16 protein-coding genes and 2 tRNA genes are annotated in these 12,207 nt (G+C 54.9%); 8 read left to right on the top strand and 10 right to left on the bottom strand.

Annotated features, from left to right (window positions below):
* The first annotated feature begins 13 nt into the window (after positions 1 to 13).
* Both ACQRD3_RS00675 and ACQRD3_RS00670 read left to right on the top strand, forming a co-directional pair.
* A complete protein-coding gene (locus ACQRD3_RS00675; RefSeq protein WP_427779155.1) occupies positions 14 to 1,630 on the top strand; it encodes a glycoside hydrolase family 73 protein in 1,617 nt (538 codons plus the stop codon).
* 14 nt (positions 1,631 to 1,644) lie between these two features.
* Positions 1,645 to 2,055 (top strand): hypothetical protein, encoded by a 411-nt coding sequence (locus ACQRD3_RS00670; RefSeq protein ID WP_427779154.1) that lies wholly within the window; start codon positions 1,645 to 1,647, stop codon positions 2,053 to 2,055.
* Positions 2,056 to 2,119: 64 nt separating this feature from the next.
* On the opposite strand, the gene ACQRD3_RS00665 is transcribed toward ACQRD3_RS00670, so the two are convergent.
* The 3 genes from ACQRD3_RS00665 to ACQRD3_RS00655 form a co-directional block, all read right to left on the bottom strand.
* Positions 2,120 to 2,308, bottom strand: coding sequence for a hypothetical protein (locus tag ACQRD3_RS00665; RefSeq protein WP_235255310.1), 189 nt, complete (start codon positions 2,306 to 2,308; stop codon positions 2,120 to 2,122).
* Positions 2,309 to 2,715: 407 nt separating this feature from the next.
* Positions 2,716 to 3,162: a hypothetical protein gene (locus ACQRD3_RS00660; protein ID WP_427779152.1), complete on the bottom strand. Its 447-nt coding sequence runs from the start codon at positions 3,160 to 3,162 to the stop codon at positions 2,716 to 2,718.
* Positions 3,163 to 3,211: 49 nt separating this feature from the next.
* On the bottom strand, positions 3,212 to 3,769 hold the full coding sequence (locus ACQRD3_RS00655) for a hypothetical protein (RefSeq protein ID WP_427779150.1): 558 nt from the start codon (positions 3,767 to 3,769) through the stop codon (positions 3,212 to 3,214).
* A 288-nt stretch (positions 3,770 to 4,057) separates the two neighbouring features.
* Between ACQRD3_RS00655 and ACQRD3_RS00650 the strand changes: the two genes are divergently transcribed.
* Positions 4,058 to 4,258, top strand: coding sequence for a hypothetical protein (locus ACQRD3_RS00650; protein WP_235255314.1), 201 nt, complete (start codon positions 4,058 to 4,060; stop codon positions 4,256 to 4,258).
* Between the two features lie 44 nt (positions 4,259 to 4,302).
* On the opposite strand, the gene ACQRD3_RS00645 is transcribed toward ACQRD3_RS00650, so the two are convergent.
* On the bottom strand, positions 4,303 to 4,998 hold the full coding sequence (locus tag ACQRD3_RS00645) for a hypothetical protein (RefSeq protein ID WP_427779149.1): 696 nt from the start codon (positions 4,996 to 4,998) through the stop codon (positions 4,303 to 4,305).
* 160 nt (positions 4,999 to 5,158) lie between these two features.
* On the opposite strand from ACQRD3_RS00645, the gene ACQRD3_RS00640 reads away from it, so the two are divergent.
* Positions 5,159 to 5,407 carry a helix-turn-helix domain-containing protein gene (locus tag ACQRD3_RS00640; RefSeq protein ID WP_427779147.1) on the top strand — a complete coding sequence of 83 codons (249 nt, stop codon included), beginning with the start codon at positions 5,159 to 5,161 and terminating at the stop codon, positions 5,405 to 5,407.
* A gap of 122 nt (positions 5,408 to 5,529) precedes the next feature.
* Positions 5,530 to 6,573, top strand: a complete 1,044-nt coding sequence (locus ACQRD3_RS00635; protein WP_427779145.1) for an IS30 family transposase — start codon at positions 5,530 to 5,532, stop codon at positions 6,571 to 6,573.
* A 169-nt stretch (positions 6,574 to 6,742) separates the two neighbouring features.
* Here the strand turns inward: ACQRD3_RS00635 and ACQRD3_RS00630 are convergent, their stop codons facing one another.
* Both ACQRD3_RS00630 and ACQRD3_RS00625 read right to left on the bottom strand, forming a co-directional pair.
* Positions 6,743 to 7,210 (bottom strand): hypothetical protein, encoded by a 468-nt coding sequence (locus ACQRD3_RS00630; RefSeq protein ID WP_080907154.1) that lies wholly within the window; start codon positions 7,208 to 7,210, stop codon positions 6,743 to 6,745.
* 19 nt (positions 7,211 to 7,229) lie between these two features.
* Positions 7,230 to 7,682 carry a hypothetical protein gene (locus tag ACQRD3_RS00625; protein ID WP_080907153.1) on the bottom strand — a complete coding sequence of 151 codons (453 nt, stop codon included), beginning with the start codon at positions 7,680 to 7,682 and terminating at the stop codon, positions 7,230 to 7,232.
* 172 nt (positions 7,683 to 7,854) lie between these two features.
* Here ACQRD3_RS00625 and ACQRD3_RS00620 point away from each other — a divergent pair.
* Together ACQRD3_RS00620 and ACQRD3_RS00615 are read left to right on the top strand one after the other, a co-directional pair.
* Positions 7,855 to 7,931, top strand: a tRNA-Pro gene (locus ACQRD3_RS00620).
* 49 nt (positions 7,932 to 7,980) lie between these two features.
* Positions 7,981 to 8,054: transfer RNA gene (locus tag ACQRD3_RS00615), tRNA-Gly, on the top strand.
* A gap of 112 nt (positions 8,055 to 8,166) precedes the next feature.
* Here ACQRD3_RS00615 and ACQRD3_RS00610 read toward each other — a convergent pair.
* Complete coding sequence (locus ACQRD3_RS00610; RefSeq protein ID WP_080907152.1) at positions 8,167 to 8,994, bottom strand: hypothetical protein; 828 nt, start codon at positions 8,992 to 8,994, stop codon at positions 8,167 to 8,169.
* A 98-nt stretch (positions 8,995 to 9,092) separates the two neighbouring features.
* Positions 9,093 to 9,449, bottom strand: a complete 357-nt coding sequence (locus ACQRD3_RS00605; protein ID WP_143476618.1) for a winged helix-turn-helix transcriptional regulator — start codon at positions 9,447 to 9,449, stop codon at positions 9,093 to 9,095.
* 130 nt (positions 9,450 to 9,579) lie between these two features.
* Between ACQRD3_RS00605 and ACQRD3_RS00600 the strand changes: the two genes are divergently transcribed.
* A complete protein-coding gene (locus ACQRD3_RS00600; RefSeq protein WP_080907151.1) occupies positions 9,580 to 10,068 on the top strand; it encodes an NAD(P)H-dependent oxidoreductase in 489 nt (162 codons plus the stop codon).
* A 48-nt stretch (positions 10,069 to 10,116) separates the two neighbouring features.
* Here ACQRD3_RS00600 and ACQRD3_RS00595 read toward each other — a convergent pair whose 3' ends face one another.
* Both ACQRD3_RS00595 and cls read right to left on the bottom strand, forming a co-directional pair.
* Positions 10,117 to 10,638, bottom strand: a complete 522-nt coding sequence (locus ACQRD3_RS00595; RefSeq protein ID WP_427779142.1) for a GNAT family N-acetyltransferase — start codon at positions 10,636 to 10,638, stop codon at positions 10,117 to 10,119.
* 12 nt (positions 10,639 to 10,650) lie between these two features.
* Positions 10,651 to 12,192: a cardiolipin synthase gene (gene cls, locus ACQRD3_RS00590; protein ID WP_427779140.1), complete on the bottom strand. Its 1,542-nt coding sequence runs from the start codon at positions 12,190 to 12,192 to the stop codon at positions 10,651 to 10,653.
* Positions 12,193 to 12,207: the final 15 nt, after the last annotated feature.

Here is a 12,207-nt window from a genome sequence, read left to right as displayed (position 1 = left end):
CGGAGGTCAAACAATGGCAATCACAAAAGAACAGAAAGATTTCATCGAGCGGGTGGGCAACCTTGCCGCCGCCGATATGCAGAAAAGCGGCGTTCTCGCGTCCCTTACGATTGCGCAAGCAATCCTTGAAAGCGGATGGGGAAAATCCGGCTTGACCGTCAAAGCAAACGCCCTTTTCGGCATTAAGGCCGGGGCAAGCTGGAAAGGAAAGGTTTACAGCGCACAGACACAGGAATGTTACGACGGCGCGACCTTTACCACCGTAACCGCCCTGTTTCGGGCCTACGATAGCTGGGCGGATAGCGTCGCCGATCATTCGGCGTTGCTGACCGGGGCCACACGCTACAAAGCCGTTATCGGGGAGCGAGACTATAAGGCCGCGTGCCGGGCTATCAAGGCCGCGGGCTATGCCACGGACCCGAATTACGCGGACAAGCTGATTCAGATTATCGAATCTTACGGCCTGACCGCCTACGACGGCGCAGGACAGGCCGGAACGTCCGGCGGGTCAAATATCACCACCGGGGCGCAAAGCCCCGTAGACGCGAAAGGAGCGGGCAAAATGAAAGCGTCTGAATTCATCAAGAAGTTGCAGAACATCGTGGACAATTACAAAACCCTGTATGTCATGGGCTGTTTCGGCGCGCCCTTGACCGGGGCGAACGTGTCCCGGTATTGCACGAACCACAGTTACAACAAGCAGACCGCGCGAACGGCAATGATTAAGGCCGCGGCAAATCAGAATCCGCCCGTTTTCGGGTTCGATTGCGTTTGTCTTATCAAGGGCGTTCTTTGGGGATGGAGCGGCGACGCGTCCAAAACCTACGGCGGCGCGGGCTATGCCGTCAACGGCGTTACCGACATTGGGGCCGATTCCATGATTCAGGTATGCAAGGACGTTTCAACCGATTTCGGGAAGATCGTTCCCGGCGAAGCGGTGTGGCTGTCCGGGCATATCGGCGTATATATCGGCGGCGGAAAGGTGATTGAATGCACCCCTGTTTTCAAGAACTGTGTGCAGGTTACGGCGTGCCTGAATATCGGCGCAATCTCCGGCATGAACGGGCGCAGATGGACAAAGCACGGTAAATTACCGTATATCACCTACGACACCGCCGAAACGCCCCAGCAGGGCGCGCAGAGCGGCGCAGGACAGGCCGGAACGTCCGGCGGGTCCTCCGATACCTCCGGCGCGCTTGCGTTCGCCGTGGGCGACGTGGTGCGCTTCACGGGCAGTAAACACTACACCAGCGCGAACGCCGCCAGCGGCCCCGCCTGCAAGCCGGGAACGGCAAAGGTTACGGCGGTATCAAAGGGAGCGAAGCACCCGTACCACCTTATCAAGCAGAGCGGCGGCGGGTCCACCGTTTACGGATGGGTTGACGCGGCGGACGTGCAGGCTGTCAGCACCACGCCCGGCGGGAGCGGGACCACAACGGCCCCGAAAATGCGCGTCGGCGCGCGGGTGAAGTATTCCGGCCCCCTGTACCGGGACAGCAACGGAAACGGGCAGGGAAAGACCGTGAACGGCACGTACACGGTCAAATATTACTATCCGGGCCGCAAATGCGGCGTACACATTGACGGGCTGGGCTGGGTCCCTGAATCCGCCTGTTCCGTCGTGGGCTGAAAGGAGAAAAAGACATGAACATTCTTGCGTTTCTTGCGGCGAATTGGGACAGCGTGCTGGTTGTCCTCGCGTTCCTTGTGGTGATCGTCGTTCTTATCAAGCGCGGCGAAACGAAGATTCTTGAAAAAATCCTGTTCAACCTCGTAACGCAGGCCGAAAAGCAATTCGGCGGCGGCACGGGTTCGCTGAAGTTTGCCGCCGTTGCGGACTGGATTTATCAGAGAATCCCCGCGGTGCTGAAACTGCTTTTCACCGAAAAGGACATTGCGAACATGATTGAAGCCGCGCTGGAGGAAGCAAAAAAGGCGTGGGGCGCGAACGACAATTTGAAAGGCTACATCGAAGCGCCGACCGTGGAAAACCTGCTGGCCGTCGGCGTGGAAGCAACGCTGGCGGAGGGCGCAGCCGAACCCGCGAAAAATTAAAAACCGTCCGATTCGGACAAAAACACAAGCCCGCCGGGGTCCCGGCGGGCTTTTTCTATTGCGGTCATTTCTTTACGGCGGCAAAAATCATGGTATCTTTCCCGATATGCTTTCCAAAAACGGAATATTCGGGGTTGTTATAGTACGTGGGTTCAACAAATCCGTATTTTACCGCAGTTTCAAGACTTCTAAATACCTTTTCAATCATTACGGAGCAGAAACGCGGGGTATATACATATTCACCTTTCTTCATCGTGATTGTCCTTTCTCTTTCGGTTAAAATAAATGACAGCGGAAACAATAAGTTTGACCCCGGCGGCGGCAATTAGGAATATTGCGAGTTTTACAAGCATAATTGACAGATCGGAAGAAAAAGTGTATTCTATGGGTGGGCGGTGAACCCGCCCATAGAATACGGGGTTAGCTTACGTGTGCTTGTCGATCAGCAGTAGCGCAAGCCCCACCAAAAAGTCTACGATTGCGGAAACAATGATGGTGCGAACATCAATCCGCGATTTCGTAGGCTTTTTCTTTTTCTTCTTCACCGTTTCACCCCCTTTCTGTCTCTTATTATATACTAACGTTAGTATATTGTCAAGAGGAAAAAGCAAAGTTTTTCAAGAAATTTGCGCCGCCGTGGGAGGTTCGGCGGCGCGTCGATCAATCAGACTTAACACGAACGTTTTTGAAGCGGGCTTTTGTTTCCGCTTGAATTTCGCTGATCCTGTACGGAATAAGATTATTTAGCATAAACGCCCTTTCTTCTTCAAACTCTGCTTGTGTACGAATGCGCCACAATCCGGGCTTGTCCGGGTCCTCGATACGCTGAAAACAGCCGTCGGATTCCGCTTCTTCCGGGGTTTGCCAACGGGTCCAGTTATCGCGCATTTCGTTAAATGCCTTTATACGGTCCGCCTGCTTCTTTAACAGCTTTGCGCCGTATTGGGTTAAATTGGTTTTCTTTATAAGCTTGTTGAAGCATTCGACACCGCATTTCAAAGAAAAACCGTCGTCGAAGTGGAGAACAAAAACGTTGCGAATGTACGTGCCGCAATGTTCACAGCAAATCCCCTGATCTTTGGGTAGTGTATAACAATCAATCCACATTTGAAACCCTCCATGAAGAGGGGCGGCGGGTCCACGCCGCCCCGGTAAATTATCCAGTTACGAACACACCCAGCGGGGAGCCGTTCGCAGACCGCCAGCCGCGGCGGTGAATATCGGACAGGCGGACCCGTTCGGGGACCGCCGGGCGGTCCTCCCAACGAATCACGGCATACACGCAAGAGGGAAAGAAACGGGTTGCCGGGGAAGATTCAAAGCCGATCACGGTTCCGGCCTGAACGGGATAGCAAGCGCCGCACACGCATTCGACGCGCTGGCCGACCATAACAACAACCGCGCTTTCGTCGGCGGGCTGGTCAATGTCAAAGCTGATCGAGCGGGCCGCGTCCTCCGTGGGAGCGGGTGCGGATTCTTCCGCGGCGGGTTCCTCTTCCGGCTGAACCTCACATTCAGCGCGGAAAACGGGGGCCATAGAATAGCGGTCAGGAATGATATATTCGCCGCGTTCGTCGCTGAACAGCTTTGCCCGGCGAGTTTTGCCGTTCCGCTCAAAAGTCACGGTTTTTTTCGGTACGCTTGACAATCTTGATAGTAAACACGCAATCGTAATTGCAAATGCTGTGATCGAAATATTCCTTGCCGATTTCAAACTTTTTCATTTGATTACCTCCCATATATTAAACCGAGGTTGAAGTGTTGTCGTTTACCGTGTCGGCCCCCTTTTCGTGTCGGCCCGTAAGGTTGGCCGTTGCCGAACTTTACGCCCCGGCAACCGGGCGGCTTTGTTTCCCTCTTTCTGATTATTATTATATACTAACGTTAGTATATCGTCAATCGGCAAAGTGAACAAATATACTTGCGTTAGTATATGCAATATTTATACTTGCGTTAGTATAAACGCCGTGGTAAAATAAAGAGCAGAAAAGGAGGGGTTCAAATGCCCGGAAAATACGAAACGCCCCGCGGAAAGACCGCGACGGACGCAAAAAGGCGGTACAATGAAAACAATTATGATCGTCTTTACCCGTCTGTAAAGAAAGGCAAAAAGGCGAAGTATCAGGCCGCGGCGGAAGCGGCGGGAATGTCCTTGAATGAATGGATTGAAACGACGCTTGATACGGCGGCGGGCGCTCAATAAGCAAAAAAGCGGCGGGCCTTTGCGCCCGCCGCTTTGCTTTCCTGTTATTCGGCTTTATCGTAAGTATAACCGCCGCTTTCGTTCAGCGTAATTGTTCCGTAGCTTTCCAAAATGGAGCCGTCCGCGTCCTGCTTGCCATAATCGGCGACATAATACATAGAGCCGGGGAAACAAATTCCCGTGCCGTCGTCGCAGAGAATCGACACCCAGTTGTAACCGCTGTCTTTCACGACAGATTCGGCAAACTCTTTATAATTTTCCTCCGTGATCTCTTCAAGCTGTTTTTTCATAATGCGAATATAAGCATATTCGCCGATCACGTCGCCGGAGCCGCTTTTAACATCTTTTACGATCAAATCATAGTCCATCAAAACATTGTGCTTTGAGAATTCCGGGTAAAGCGTGTCTTGCCCCTGCTGGACCGTATCAACCGCGCCGCCGTTCAACGTAACGTCGAGAGAATCGCCGCCGAAATTAACCGTATAAACGCCGCCGTTCTCATATATGCTGGTAATTTTTTCATCAAGGCCGCAGGACACAAGAATTATAAATACCTCGTCGGCCTGTTCGGGGGTGATCTTCATATCAGCCCGAATTGTGTTCATGGAATCCGCGTAATAATCATACTGCGCGGACAACTCTTTCGATTTGGGCGTGTCAAGATCGACCAGCCCGCCGCCACACCCCGCGAGAGATAACGCAAGGCAGGCCGCAAGACAAAGGGAAAGAAAGCGTTTCATAAATCCTCCGTTCCGCCGTCCGAAACCGGGCGGCTTTGTGTTTTTTCAAAGGCTGAACCGCTTGAAAATGCTAGGGTTCTGACCTTTAACACAATTATGCGTGCTTTGCGTGTTAAAGTCAAGAAAAATGCAGACCTTTAACACAAAGGGAGGAACGCCGATGAAGATATACGACTATAAAGGCCGGAAGAATCTTTGCGGGGACCGCGTAAAAGAAGCCCGCGCCCGCCGCAAAATTACACAAGAGGACCTCGCCGCCCGGTTGCAGATCGAGGGCGTAACGATGGAGCGGGACAGCGTAAGCCGAATTGAAATCGGAACGCGATTCGTGACAGATTACGAACTCGTTGTGCTTTCGCGGGTTTTAGGCGTGTCTATGGAATGGCTGACAGGGCAAGACGATAAATAATATACTTGCGTTAGTATAATAAATTTGTTAAAATGGCTTTGCGGGTACACCGCGTCCAGCAATAACGCACAAACCCGCCTTTGCATTACGCAAGGGCGGGTTTTGCTTTCGGAGGGTATAGCATGGGACATTATTACAGCCATTTGAGCAAAACAGACCGTTATAAAATCGAAGCTATGTTGAATTCGCATTGTTCAAAGAAAGAGATTGCCGCAGAACTTCACGTGCATATCAGCACGGTTTACCGCGAGATTAAGCGCGCCCGTTGGGTCCATCTGGACGGCGACACGTGGATTGAAGAAGAACGGTATAACCCGGACGGAGCAGAAAAGCGGTATCGGGACAACCTCGCCGCGAAAGGCGCGCCGCTGAAAATCGGAAACGACTTTGAATTTGCGGGCTACATCGAAAATAAGATTCTGAACGAAGATCGTTCGCCCGCCGCCGCCCTTGCTGACGCGAAGCTGGAGGGAAAGCAATTCAAAACAAGTATTTGCGTAAGCACCCTTTACAGTTACATTTCAAAGGGCGTTTTCCTGACGATCACAAATAAAGACTTGCCGGAAAAGCCGAAACGGAAGCGGCAGTATCACAAGGTAAAGACCATGAAGCGCCCGCCCCGCGGCGAAAGCATAGAGAAGCGCCCAGCGGAGGTTGACAGCCGAACCACGTTCGGGCATTGGGAAATGGACACCGTATATTCAAAGAAAAAGGGGTCAAAGGCCCTGCTGGTGCTGACAGAGCGATTGACCCGTAAAGAAATTATAGAGAAAATGCCGGACAGAACGGCAGAAAGCACCGTGCGGGCGCTTGATCGTATAGAACGCCGATTCGGGGCGCGCTTCCGCTTGATCTTCAAGACGATCACCGTTGACAACGGCGGAGAATTCGCCGACGTTGAGCGGCTGGAGCGGTCCGCAATCAGAAAGGGCAAGCGAACGAAGTTTTACTATTGCCACCCGTACAGCAGTTTTGAACGGGGTTCAAATGAATGTCAGAACAAAATGATTCGGCGGAAGTACCCAAAGGGAACAGATTTCGGAAAAGTCACCGCGGCGGCGGTAAAGGAAGTCGAAGAGTGGGTGAACAATTATCCCCGTGAAATCTTGGGGTGGAGAACGTCCGAAATCCTGTTTCAAGAGTGCGTCGCCGCCCTTGGGTTTTAGTCAAATATATTTTTTTATATTTTTTTCGCATTTACTATTGACATTTTCGTGTGAGAAAATCGGCCTTTCTCTCAAACATTTCCAGTCGTCCGTGAGGCCTCAGAAAAATCAACACCGCTCTCCGGCACAGACATATACTGTGCCAAAGAGCGGCGTTTTCCCCACAGGATCAGATCTGCTCCAGTACCGCACGGCCAAGGTCGGTCAGCGCCATACTCCCCTTTTGCAGATCCGGCGTATCAAAAAGGAAGCCGGGGCGCGCGGCCCCTTCGGCCACCGTCTCCCGAAAACGGGCATAAAGGCTGGACACCTCGTAATCCGCGTAATCGTAGTTGGACAGGGGAATATCGTAATCCAGCGTGATCAGGCCCAGCGACTCCAGGCGCTCCAGAAGCCTTCCGGTCTCTTTCACCTGATCGTCACCCGCGCCGTCTTCCAGAAAGACAGCGGACAGCCCCACCGCCTCCAGCTCGTCCTCCCGAGAAGAGCGGGCGAGGAACCGCGCCAGCGGAAGGTAGGGGCACTGGGCAAACCGGGCCAGCAGCGCGGCCTCCGCACGGCTGAGTGTGATCTCTACCGGCGCATGGCGCCCGCAGCCTCCGCAGCCGTGTTCATGGCAGCAGCAATCATGTTCCATGCAGTTTCCGTTCCTCCGTTCAGACTGGCCGCTGGAGTTTGTTCAGCGCCCGGTCCACATAGGCCCCCAGCAGAAAGTCCTGCCGCTGAATATCTTTTCCTCCGGCCTTTTTCCCCGTGTATGCGTAATAAAGCAACTGGAACAGATTCCCTGCCCCCAGCGCCGTCCCATCCTCCTGAAAAAATCCACCCGCCAAGCTGTGATCCGCTTTGGCCGCGTTGTAGCGCGACCGGATCTCCTCATTTTCCGCCTTGCGGATCGCGCCGTCCACCGTCACCCCGATCCGCTCCAGATAGCGGTTCATGATGGCCTTTGCCTCCTGAGAAAGATCTGTCTTGCCCGAGGCCTCGGCCTCATCCAGGAGCGCTCCCATTTCCCGCTGATAGGCCGGCAGCCCTCTGGCATACGCATCATCCAGCAGGCGGCTGATTTCCCTTTTCTCCTCTTTGTAGGACTGGAGAAAGTTAAACATAGGTTTTCCCCCATTCTGTGGATCGTATACGCCTATCTAACCATATTTTTGATGAGATTGCAAGATATCTCCGCCTTTTTCAGAAACAGGCAATTTTTTTTCAAAAAAGGCTTGCCTTTTTGCAGTGGCTATGATAATATAATTAAGCGCTTTGGGGCGCAGAAATGAATATCCGGGTGTGGCGAAGTTTGGTATCGCGCTTGAATGGGGTTCAAGAGGCCGCTGGTTCGAATCCAGTCACTCGGACCAAATGTGAGAGAGCCTCACGGCTGTGAGCCGCGGGGCTTTTCTCCACAACGCAGGTGTAGTTCAATGGTAGAATGTCAGCTTCCCAAGCTGAACACGCGGGTTCGATTCCCGTCACCTGCTCCAAAATCAGAAACCCCGCAATCCTTGTTGTATCAAAGGATTGCGGGGTTTCTGCACTGGTTTAGCGCGATGGAGGAGCACAGAAATCTGTGCTCCTCCATCCGATTGCCGGGGATCAGCCGCAGCAGCCGCAGCCGCCGCTCTGGCCGGGAATATGATTGGGCGGGAAGAACTCGTTGACGGGGAACTTGACATGGCGGAAGATCTCGCAGGGATCATCCTCGCAGCTGCCGCCGTCGCAGGTGCACTCCTTTTCCGGCATACAATAGTCGTAGACCGGAATGAGAAGCTGGGTATCGCGCTCCAGGCGGATGAGGGAGAACTGGCCAAGGGAGACATAGAGCCGCTTGCCCTCGCCGCAGAAGCACAGCTCACTGCCGAAGCAGGCGCAGATGCAGGGCGGCACGTCGGTGAGCTCGCAGTCGCAGGGACGGCACTCGCAGGGATCTACCAGCTTCAGGCCAAGGACCAGGGGATCAACGGCCTCCACCACGGCGGTGGGCTGGTTGGCGCGGGGCAGCGTGGGAATGTCCCCGCCCTCCATGACAGTCTCCGAGGAGAAAGTCTTGGAGGTGCCCTCGCTGCCAAAGAGAATGACCCGCTTGTCAAAGACAGCCAGGCCGCAGACCTCCACAGGGCGGGCCGCCCCCACAAAGGCATCCGCGGTGATGCGGTAGAAGTAGCGCACATCCACCGTATAGAAGCCCCGGTTAAAGCTGATGGGCTCCACATCGGTGGCGACGTAGATGAGCTCCGCTTTGCCGGCCTTCACGCTGATGGCGCGGTCGATGGCGCACTGGGAGCTCTGGGTGAGATAGACGCGAAGATCTTCGATACAATCCTTATCACGGCATGCGTCGATGATCTTCTTGGTGTGTACACATACGGCCTCACGAATGCCCGCGGCATCCGAGACAGGGCCGGGCATGACCTTTTCAGGCATGTTGGTTACCTCCCGAATCAAATTGGGGAAAGGCTGGGCCTTCCAATCCCATTGTATGACCGGCGGGCAAAAGGGTGCGGCTCTGTTCGCCCCGGAGCTCAGTCCGAAGGATTCAAAAGGGTTTCCCTCCCCCAGGCGGCGAGAATCTCAATGGCAGGGGCAAGTGCGTCGCTTCTCTCGGTCAAAGCATACTCGACCCGAACGGGCATCTCCAGATACTGTGTGCGGACCACCAGTCCGGCTCGCTCCATCTCTTTCAAAGAACTGGCCAGCATCGTGTTGGTGATCCCATTGATCTTCCGCTTCAACTCATTGTAGCGGGTCGGGCCGTCTTTCTTCAGTGCGCACCAAATGGGCATCTTCCACTTTCCACCAAGAATATCCAGCGCATGCCGGATGGGACACGGCTCCATGCAGGGACAAAAAGGGCGGTCACATGATTCAAAGCTGGTCATTTTTCCCTCACCTAGTTTCAAAAATCTCAGTTCTTGCTTTTTTCCTCAGTCGGTACTATGATCTTATCAGATAGCGGAAAAAGAGCAAGTCATTTTTTTATATCGAATTACAAAAGCAGGAGGCATCGCCATGAAATTGTCTGTCGTATATCATTCCAAGACCGGAAACACCAAAGAGATGGCTGAGGCTATTGTCACTGGCATGGAGCGCGTTGCCGGGGTAGCGGCAAAGGCCTTCCCCATCGACGGGGTCGACGAGGCCTGGATCAAAGAGAGCTGCGGGGTCGTGCTGGGCTCTCCCACTTACCTGGCCAGCGTCAGCGGAGAAACCAAGATCTGGCTGGATAACTGTGCCAGGAAATTAGGCCTGGCCGGTAAACTGGGCGGCGCTTTCGCCACCGCAAATTACGTCCACGGCGGCGGAGATCTGGCCATCCGGCTTATCCTGGACCACCTGATGGTGCTGGGTATGCTCACCTATTCCGGGGGCGGGGCCTATGGAAAACCTGTCATCCATCTTGGCCCTGTGGCCGTGGCCGGCCATCTGGAAGAATACCGGGAGACCTTTGAACTCTACGGCGAGCGCATGGCAAAAGAGGCCGCCGTCCTGTTCGGCTGATTTCATCCATAAAAGACCGCCCTTGTCCATCTGGACAAGGGCGGTCTTTTATCCGCTGATTTCCTTTTCAAGCTCTGTGAGCCTCCACCACAGGGTCCCCTCCTCACGCTCCAGGCGGAACCCGCATCGGCTCAGAATACGCTGGGACGGCCGGTTGTCCCGCTTGGTCTCCGCCACTACCGAGGTCACTCCGGGCTGGGACAGGGCCCAGCCGCACATGGCTCGGGCCGCTTCGGTCATATACCCGCGGCCCTCATAGTTCTTCCCCAGTCCGTAACCCAGCTCCACTGCGCCGTCCTCGTCCGGCACATTCTTGAAATCGGCCGAACCCACCACGATGCGGTCGCTCCGCCGGATCAGGAACCAAAAGCTGTGCCAAACGGTATTTTGCGGATCGGCCAAGGTCTTTTTTCCCTGCCCCTCCACAATGGTGCGAAACCCATCCTCCATCGGCTCTGCACAATAGGCGCAGTCCAGCTCCCCCTTCAGGGCGGGCAGATCCTCGGTCCACAACCCGAGCTGTTCTCCGGAGAGGAGTTGCAGTTCCAGGCGTTCCGTTGTCAGCGTCATACATTTTTCCTTTCACATGAGAGGTGCAAACATCCGCAGGATGGAGCGCAGAAGCTGCCGCGGCCAGGGATGACGGCGCACCGCCTCCAGCGTGATTTCCTCACTGATGGCCTGTGTCTCCAGGAAATCCCGCTTGACGTCCAGTACCGTGGGATCGCCGCACAGCCAAACGCCGTCCTCAAAGTGGAGGAACATACTCCGGTAATCCATGTTGATGGATCCGACCGTGGCGTACTGGTCGTCCACCGCAAAATTCTTGGCGTGGAGGAAGCCGGGGGTGTACTCAAAAATTCGCACCCCCGCCTCCAGGAGCGGCGGGTAATGGGCCCGGGTGACCTCGAAGATGATCTTCTTGTCCGGGATATGGGGGGTCAAAATGCGCACATCCACTCCGCTCTTGGCTGCGTTGCACAGGGCGGTGGTGACGCTGTCGCTGATGATAAGGTAGGGGGTCATGAGATAGACATACCGCTTGGCCTTGGTAATGAGGTTCAGATACACCGTCTCCCCCACCGGCTCCCCGTCCAGAGGGCTGTCCGCATAAGGCTGAACCCAGTGTCCGGCCCCCAGCTCCGCCTGGACGGGCAGAGACGCGGGCCGGTAGGCGGCGTAGTCCTCCGTCCTGCCGCTGATATACTCCCACATGGTGAGGAACATCACTGTCATGGACCAGGCGCCCTCTCCCTTCAGCAGAATGGCGCTGTCCTTCCAGCGGCCATAGCGAACCACTTTGTTGACATACTCGTCGGCCAGATTGATGCCCCCTGTGAAAGCGGTATGGCCGTCCACAATACAGAACTTCCGGTGGTCCCGGTTGTTGAGCCGCACCGACAGCACCGGCACGAACCGGTTGAACACCCGGCAGCGGATGCCCTTGGCCTCCAGCTCTTTGTCGTAGGTTTTGGGAAGGGTATACAGCGTCCCCACATCGTCGTAGATGACCCGCACATCCACTCCCTGACGGACCTTCTCCTCCAAAATCTCCAGGACGGCGTCCCAGAGCTTTCCGGGCGTAATGATAAAATATTCCAGAAAGATATAGTGCTCCGCCTTCCGCAGTTCCTCCAGCATGGGCTCCATCACATCGTCGCCCAGCGCAAAGTAGCGGGTAAAGGTGTTGGTGTAGAGTGGACAGTGGGCATACTCCTCCAGATAGTGGGACTGATTCACCGCGTCTTGGCCGAAGGGAGCCAGTGATTCCGCCTTCCGGTCCGGCCCCAGCACCTCCACCAGCCGCCGGTCCATCCCTTCCATCTTCCGCTGCACCCGGGCGGAAAGCCGATTGCCGCCGCACAGCAGATAGACCAGCCCTCCGAACACCGGCACCAGCAGGATGGGCACCAGCCACGCGATTTTGTACCCCGGGTCCCCCCGGCTGTTGATGATATGGAGCACCGCCAGCACCGAAAGCGCCACACAGATGAAGTAGAAATAGACGAAGTAATCGGAAAACCGCAGAATCATGGCCACCAGCAGCCCGATCTGGATCAGCAGAAGGACCGCCACCAGAACCGTCCGATGAAAGAGATAGGATGAGAGTTTTTTCAGCGTCATGCAGATACCTCCTTT

It is taken from the genome of Candidatus Pseudoscillospira sp. SGI.172 (assembly GCF_050313575.1).
Lineage (GTDB): Bacteria > Bacillota > Clostridia > Oscillospirales > Oscillospiraceae > Vermiculatibacterium.
This window is presented reverse-complemented; position numbering and strand designations above follow the sequence as displayed.

Excerpts from the sequence above, each read along its gene's own strand:
- ACQRD3_RS00625 (WP_080907153.1), bottom strand. The coding sequence starts at position 7,682 with ATGTTTAACTTTCTCCAGTCCTACAAAGAGGAGAAAAGGGAAATCAGC.
- ACQRD3_RS00630 (WP_080907154.1), bottom strand. The coding sequence starts at position 7,210 with ATGGAACATGATTGCTGCTGCCATGAACACGGCTGCGGAGGCTGCGGG.
- ACQRD3_RS00670 (WP_427779154.1), top strand. The coding sequence starts at position 1,645 with ATGAACATTCTTGCGTTTCTTGCGGCGAATTGGGACAGCGTGCTGGTT.
- ACQRD3_RS00605 (WP_143476618.1), bottom strand. The coding sequence starts at position 9,449 with ATGACCAGCTTTGAATCATGTGACCGCCCTTTTTGTCCCTGCATGGAG.
- ACQRD3_RS00645 (WP_427779149.1), bottom strand. The coding sequence starts at position 4,998 with ATGAAACGCTTTCTTTCCCTTTGTCTTGCGGCCTGCCTTGCGTTATCT.
- ACQRD3_RS00675 (WP_427779155.1), top strand. The coding sequence starts at position 14 with ATGGCAATCACAAAAGAACAGAAAGATTTCATCGAGCGGGTGGGCAAC.
- ACQRD3_RS00660 (WP_427779152.1), bottom strand. The coding sequence starts at position 3,162 with ATGTGGATTGATTGTTATACACTACCCAAAGATCAGGGGATTTGCTGT.
- cls (WP_427779140.1), bottom strand. The coding sequence starts at position 12,192 with ATGACGCTGAAAAAACTCTCATCCTATCTCTTTCATCGGACGGTTCTG.
- ACQRD3_RS00595 (WP_427779142.1), bottom strand. The coding sequence starts at position 10,638 with ATGACGCTGACAACGGAACGCCTGGAACTGCAACTCCTCTCCGGAGAA.
- ACQRD3_RS00665 (WP_235255310.1), bottom strand. The coding sequence starts at position 2,308 with ATGAAGAAAGGTGAATATGTATATACCCCGCGTTTCTGCTCCGTAATG.
- ACQRD3_RS00635 (WP_427779145.1), top strand. The coding sequence starts at position 5,530 with ATGGGACATTATTACAGCCATTTGAGCAAAACAGACCGTTATAAAATC.
- ACQRD3_RS00600 (WP_080907151.1), top strand. The coding sequence starts at position 9,580 with ATGAAATTGTCTGTCGTATATCATTCCAAGACCGGAAACACCAAAGAG.
- ACQRD3_RS00610 (WP_080907152.1), bottom strand. The coding sequence starts at position 8,994 with ATGCCTGAAAAGGTCATGCCCGGCCCTGTCTCGGATGCCGCGGGCATT.
- ACQRD3_RS00640 (WP_427779147.1), top strand. The coding sequence starts at position 5,159 with ATGAAGATATACGACTATAAAGGCCGGAAGAATCTTTGCGGGGACCGC.
- ACQRD3_RS00650 (WP_235255314.1), top strand. The coding sequence starts at position 4,058 with ATGCCCGGAAAATACGAAACGCCCCGCGGAAAGACCGCGACGGACGCA.